A 6,610-nucleotide genomic window follows, 5' to 3' on the forward strand; every position below is an offset into this window, starting at 1 on the left:
GAGCCGTTGCCGGTTTCATCAGAGCCGTTGCCGGTTTCATCAGAGCCGTTGCCGGTTTCATCAGAGCCGTTGCCGGTTTCATCAGAGCCGTTGCCGGTTTCATCAGAGCCGTTGCCGGTTTCATCAGAGCCGTTGCCGGTTTCATCAGCAAGAGTAATTATGGCAGCAGGTATGACTTGGCTTTCAAATATTGCAGATGACTCGATACACGACGAACATTCAGCATATGCCATATTGGACGATAGCATGGCTGCACCGATTGCCACCGCCAATTTTGTCCCAGTAACTTTACCTCGTTTTCGTACTAGTTCTGATGTGACGGTATAAGCCTGTTCTTTTCTATTCCAAATCAGCTTATATATTTTGTTCATAAGGGCGTCTTTGTGATAAATAGATTTTAAGTTAGTTGTTAAATTAAATTAATTTTAAGTTAATAAAATTAACCCAATTAAATACTATATTTTCGTATGTAATTTTGTCAATTTGGTATGTAATCGTTGATAAATTCATGTATAAGCTTAAAATGCAGATGCTATTTTATTTTTTAAACAAATAGTTGTATTTGATTTACTGTTGAGTTTTGAGTTATTTTTCTTTGAAAAACAAAATTTTATATTAAAATTTTTATTCAAATTGATTTTTATTTGATGTAAGTCAAAAAAATACACTAATTAAGGTTGCACTTATGATACAAAATAGGTTAATTATTTTGGTCTTTTGGCATAATTTTAATTGATTATATATTAATGTATTCAGGGTTAATTTATTTATGCTGAAAAAGTAAGCGGTAGCAATTTATAAAACAATCAGGCTAGTGTGAACGAAAGTACAGCTAGTCATACGGATTAAATTTTATAATTATGCCTTTGCTAATATATGGATGATTGGTTTTACTCTTTTAAATCTTTATATTAATCTGTCACGGTTGTTGATCTGGTTTAGGATAATGATCATGACGATGGTCAATATATTGGTGGTGGAAGATGAGGATGCAATTTCCACTCTGATTCAATTTACTTTAGAGCAAGCCGGTTTTACAGTGCAAAGTATATCCAGTGTAGAAGATGCATTGCCGCTATTGCAGTCGCAGTTACCGGATGTGGTTTTGTTAGACTGGATGTTGCCAGGAGTTTCTGGTTTACAGTTTGTAAAGTATTTGCGTGATACAGACAGGACTCGTGATTTACCGATTATTCTGTTGACGGCACGAGGCGAAGAAACAGACAAGGAGCAGGGGCTGAATCTGGGTGCTGATGACTATATTACTAAACCTTTTTCGCCACGAGAGTTGATTGCGCGTATTAATGCACTCCTGCGCCGGCGTGCTCCGCAAAAAACCAGTACACCACTGCATATTCATGATATAGAGCTAAACCCACAGCAGCAGCGGGTGCAGGTAAACGGGAAAATTATCGCTTTTGGGCCAAGCGAATTCAAATTATTGCATTTTTTTATGACTCATCCCGATCGGATATATACCCGTAGCCAACTTCTGGACCTGGTGTGGGGTGATCATGTGTTTATTGAGGAACGCACGGTAGATGTTCATATTCGCCGTTTAAGACGAGGGCTTGAAACAGTTGGTTATGAGCACCTGATACAGACTGTACGTGGTAGTGGTTACCGTTTTTCCCTGTAATCAGCATAATAACTAAATTCATATTCGGCTGGAATATACATCCTTATGTCTGAACTGCGTCATCATTTGTATTTAATACTGGCTACCCTGATAGCAGTAGTAGTGCTGTCACTGCTGATAGGTGGCGTGCAGTTAATGCTGGTAGGTCTGTGTTGTTTGCTTTTTTTGTGGCTGGTAGGCTACTGGTATCATTTAATCAAACTGGTGCGCTGGCTGGAGCGGCCAAAGCTACGCAATGTGCCACATGGCATTGGTATCTGGAAGAATATTTTCAATACGCTGATGTTACAGGCTAAAAGTCGCAAAAAGCGCAAACAGAAATTGGGGGTGGCCTTACTGCGTTTTAACCGCATTGCCGAGACTATACCGGAAGGCGTACTGATTCTGGGGCTGGATGGACGCATTCAGTGGCTGAACCATGTGGCTGCCACGCATTTTAATCTGAATCCAGAGCGTGACAGTAATGGAATACTGGTTGAATTGATTGGAAATGTCCATTTTCAGCAATTCCTGAGTGAACAGGCACCGGAGTCAGGGGATATGAAGCTTACTATTGATAATAGCGGTAGTGGATTACCCCGAATATTAAATATTATTCGCACGCCGTTTGACGAACAGGCAACTCTGATTATTACTCAGGATATTACTGCTGCTGAACAGCTAAATGCTACCCGCACTGCTTTTGTGGCCAATGTTTCACATGAGCTGCGGACACCATTGACTGTTATCAATGGTTTTTTGGAAACATTGACCGATATGCCGGAACTACCTCAGGAGCAGCGCCAGTCATTTATTGCCCTGATGAGTAAAGAAGGCGCACGCATGCGTAATCTGCTGGCCGATCTGCTGACCTTATCCCGTCTGGAAAACCAAACCGATATCTCTATACACAGACAGCCAGTATATCTGACTGCTCTGGCAGAACAGGTAGTGCATGAAGCCAGAATTCTGTCCGCAGGTAAACATTCCTTTGTCTGTGAGCTGGCTACAGACATCTGGGTAAATGGTATTCAGCAGGATTTGTATAATGCTTTCAGCAATCTGTTGTTTAATGCTGTACGCTATACACCGCCACGGGGAACTATTGCCATCCGATTAAGAAGTGAACAGTGTCAGCATGATTCCTGGCAAGCAATTTTTCAGGTTAGCGATACCGGTACGGGTATTGCTGCTGAACACATTCCGCACCTGACGGAGCGTTTTTATCGAGTGGATTCCGGCCGCTCACGCCAAAGCGGTGGTACTGGTCTTGGTCTAGCGATTGTCAAACATGCACTGGCTGAACATAGCGGTAAATTACAGATTGACAGTGTAGTTGGCAGTGGAAGTACTTTTAGCGCCATATTGCCTCAGATAAAAAACGACAAAGGGCTTGACAGCCGCGCCACTCATGTCTAAAATGCGCGCTCTTGGGTCGTTAGCTCAGTCGGTAGAGCAGCGGACTTTTAATCCGTTGGTCGAGCGTTCGAATCGCTCACGACCCACCATTTTTCTTTCGTATATTTCAGTGTTTTACGCATCGTATCTACTGTTATTACTTCCTCCTCAGGTTTGTTTACTGTGCCTAAATTGTGACAATTATCCGTCATAATATTGGCAACCCACATTGTGTACATTACATTAACCTAATACACAATACCCATGGAGAGTCTGTACTATTTTCGGGCATGTTGATTCAATAATCTGAATTCTGCCTAGCCTTAAGGCTATTATAAAAATAAATGGTTTTATTAAGAATTGATACTATCTATTATATAAACATTCTTTAATGCCAATTTAATATTTTTGTCATAAAATTATTTGATATTGATAGATGCAGTTTTTACTGCATAAAATCTTCATTATTATGACTAGTAATGGGATTGGTGAGGCGTTGTGTCATCTTTTCGCTGATATTGAATGCCAGCTTATTTTGGTTGCTTGAACTACAGATAGATTGCAATCAATTCAGCAATCGTTATCTGCTAAACAGAGCAAAAATCAATATATAACTACCTCCTAAAATAGTACAGCCCCACTTAACCGCCAATTTCGAGAATTGTGTTTTCAACCAGACAAAGATGTGGACATTCTCAGTGTGGTAACTTTTATTATCAAAGTAACCAAATACACTTATTCCAAAAATAGAAGTAATTCAGCAGGGCGCATATTTTTATATTAAGCCAATAGAGTTTTTAAACATTTTTTCTCAAGCTAAATAATTAAATTATCAACCTGATAAATCACTTTGATATCTGGATAGTCCACAAAAGCCTGAGGAAATAGATATTCACCTTTAAAAAACGGTACGGATATATAGTTCCATTTAGGCTTAAATGATGGATGAAATTGAGCAATTGAATCAGATAATAATGTTGTGCAATACAGATGCGGTTCATCTTTACTGCTTAAAATAAAAGATTTTCCACGCTGATTTAGAATAAAAGCAGCAATCTTATGCTTTTCTTGCTGATTCAGAAACATAGGTCGAATTATAGCACCTTTCTGTGCCAATTTTGGACTCAAAAAATATTCCAGTTCGGAAACAATGACCTGATTTGAGGCGGATTCGCCATCATCTGTTGTTGCATGTACAACCAAAATTTTAGGGTGTAATTGGACAATCATTCCTATATGTGAATACTCGCTTTTACCCAAGTAACTGATCCAACGACTGTCATTGACAGTACCCAATCGTACCACCCAATCACCAATCTTCAGTGAAGGCAAATTCTGAAGCTTGCCATATTGAGGAGGTCGATGCCGTTCATAAAAAAATGTAACAGCACCACCCGCCAGAATGAGAATAATCAGTAAAAAGCAAATAAAATATTTATGATGTTTACACATATATTAAAAAACCTGCTTAGAGCAGGTGTTTATTATTTAAATTTTCAGTTTCCAGCCATCATCTGTTTTAATTAAACGTATATGTTCTTCTTTGGGCTTTTCTGACTTTTTGAAAGTGACAGTTACCGAAACATCAGCAAATTTTTTATCATTATCGTATTGCGGTTCTCCCACAGATATTTCTTTTACACCGCCATTCTTATTGGCAAATTCTTTTCTATGGGTAATTTCAGCTTTAATTTTACCGGATAGCATCTCCGGCAATCCAGCTTCTTTTTTATCGTTCTCACTAAGATAAATCATAGAAATAGCTGTTTCACTGTCGCCAGCATATACCGCTTCAGTATATTTTTTGGCGGCTGCTTCCGGTGTAGAAGCACCACCGCAAGCAGCAAGTGCTAGGGTAATACATAAGCCTGTCAGTAAATTAAATATTTTTCTCATACTATGAATACCTATGTATGTTAATAAATGATAATTTGGACTAATGTTAACTTTATATTGATCATTAATCAATATAAATCCAGTACCTCCGTACGGTAACAACGGTTAAATCTTTCAATAATATCCATTCTGGTATGGGCTGTCTGGTTGAATATAATCTATGGTTATACCATTATTATTACATTGAAAGTTCTAAAACGCCGTTGATTGCGGCTACTGTCATTCATAAAGTCTATTGACCAGCATTCACCTTGTTTATTGGGTACTGATAGTTTTCTGTGCATTGTGGTGGACGTTTTTTATGCATTATCCTGAGATTAAGCTTTAATTGACAATTCATCCGATAAACGCGTTTATGATTCGATTTATAGTCGAGCTTGTTGATGTGCTTAAAACACTTGGGAAAGCCCCAGCGTAAATGCTTGTCAGTGATAACACTTGGCATCGAAATAACTATGGAATCATTCTGTAACTTAGGTTGGTAATAGTAAGTATTTCAACTTAAACCAGCAACAGAGCCGCTCATTACAATAGTGACAGGATGTTTGCCTGTAGTTGCATAACCCTAGCTTTATGTGTCTTAGTGGGCACTAGCGCTTTTTGATGATTTCTTCCTGAAGCTGAGATTTTAAATCTCAGCTCAGCAAACATCTGCTTAAGTTTGCGGTTTTCAGCTTCCAGTTCTTTTAAGCGTTTGATATCTGATGTTTCTATATCACTGTATTTTCCCAGCTATTTATAAAAAGTTGAATTACTCATGCCATATTTATGGCAAAGTTCTTTGACAGGGCCGGCTTCAGCTTCTTTTGAATAGATACGGTTTGATGTTCAGCCATTTTTTTGATGTTTAAATCCTCTTGTGGATTTATAGAAAGAATTTTCTACTTTAGGGCTGTACTATTTTAGAAGTGAGTTACAAAGCAAACAGCATAATTTTCTATATGAATCATATGCTAAATATGGTGAATTTACAAATATTACCAATATTAACAAAATTTGTGTGTAGTATACTTCTTTAAAAATTCGATATATTTGGTTGATTAATTATGAAATTTATTTCTCCTCCTGCGAAAATTAAAACGATATTACTGGTGGTTTTGGGGTCACTGTCTGCGTACGGTTTAGCTGCTACTACTTGCACTGACCGGAATGGGTGTGGTATCGGGGCGGGTAAAGCTTTGGGCAGTGATGTGAAGATTGCTGCTGGGCAATATCAGAATGCAGTGCCTACTCCTGCAGAATTTCAAGATGGGTGGAATAGTTCTTTGTTTAATATTGGTAATGATTTTGATGCACAAAATCTCTCTTCTATTAAAGCCGAATTTACTCCGGGAACAAATATTATATTGGATCTGTCTTTTTGGAGAAGCCAGGTTATGAAACAGATAGGGAAGATTTTGGTTTTACAGATATTGATATCAGATCATTTGCTGGAGGAGAATATCCTATTGAGGTTATTATTCCCAAAGGAGTGCAGTTTACGCTAAAAGGAGGCCTGAAAGAATCTGAGAATAATATTACTGGTATCCAATTAGATGAGGGGCATGTTAATTCACAGGCTGAATTTATTATTGTAAATACCCCATAGTTAGTACAAAACTGACGTAGAAAATCATGCTGCTTGTTTTAGTGTTTTATACTCAATCGGCGTCATATTATTTAGTGCTTCATGAGGTCTTTCGGTGTTATAAACTGTTA

The 6,610-nt window shown here is 38.2% G+C and carries 6 protein-coding genes and 1 tRNA gene; 4 read left to right on the forward strand and 3 right to left on the reverse strand.

Annotated features, from left to right (window positions below; translation table 11 throughout):
- A partial coding sequence (locus tag GYX26_RS11010) for an ESPR domain-containing protein (protein WP_174829286.1) occupies positions 1 to 371 on the reverse strand: 371 nt, incomplete at its 3' end.
- 581 nt (positions 372 to 952) lie between these two features.
- On the opposite strand from GYX26_RS11010, the gene phoB reads away from it, so the two are divergent.
- The 3 genes from phoB to GYX26_RS11025 all read left to right on the forward strand — a co-directional run bounded on the left by phoB (position 953) and on the right by GYX26_RS11025 (position 3,126).
- A complete protein-coding gene (gene phoB / locus GYX26_RS11015) occupies positions 953 to 1,639 on the forward strand; it encodes a phosphate regulon transcriptional regulator PhoB (RefSeq protein WP_174829287.1) in 687 nt (228 codons plus the stop codon).
- Positions 1,640 to 1,684: 45 nt separating this feature from the next.
- On the forward strand, positions 1,685 to 3,037 hold the full coding sequence (phoR, locus tag GYX26_RS11020; RefSeq protein ID WP_174829288.1) for a phosphate regulon sensor histidine kinase PhoR: 1,353 nt from the start codon (positions 1,685 to 1,687) through the stop codon (positions 3,035 to 3,037).
- Between the two features lie 13 nt (positions 3,038 to 3,050).
- Positions 3,051 to 3,126: transfer RNA gene (locus tag GYX26_RS11025), tRNA-Lys, on the forward strand.
- A gap of 706 nt (positions 3,127 to 3,832) precedes the next feature.
- On the opposite strand, the gene GYX26_RS11030 is transcribed toward GYX26_RS11025, so the two are convergent.
- Both GYX26_RS11030 and GYX26_RS11035 read right to left on the reverse strand, forming a co-directional pair.
- Positions 3,833 to 4,468 carry a hypothetical protein gene (locus GYX26_RS11030; RefSeq protein WP_174829289.1) on the reverse strand — a complete coding sequence of 212 codons (636 nt, stop codon included), beginning with the start codon at positions 4,466 to 4,468 and terminating at the stop codon, positions 3,833 to 3,835.
- 36 nt (positions 4,469 to 4,504) lie between these two features.
- Entirely contained in the window at positions 4,505 to 4,984 is a 480-nt protein-coding gene (locus tag GYX26_RS11035; RefSeq protein ID WP_174829290.1) for a DUF4878 domain-containing protein, read from the reverse strand.
- 974 nt (positions 4,985 to 5,958) lie between these two features.
- Between GYX26_RS11035 and GYX26_RS11040 the strand changes: the two genes are divergently transcribed.
- A complete protein-coding gene (locus GYX26_RS11040) occupies positions 5,959 to 6,399 on the forward strand; it encodes a hypothetical protein (RefSeq protein ID WP_174829291.1) in 441 nt (146 codons plus the stop codon).
- Positions 6,400 to 6,610 lie beyond the last annotated feature (211 nt).

The sequence above is a fragment of the Snodgrassella sp. ESL0253 genome (assembly GCF_013344965.1).
In the GTDB taxonomy this organism is placed as follows: Bacteria; Pseudomonadota; Gammaproteobacteria; order Burkholderiales; family Neisseriaceae; genus Snodgrassella; species Snodgrassella alvi_B.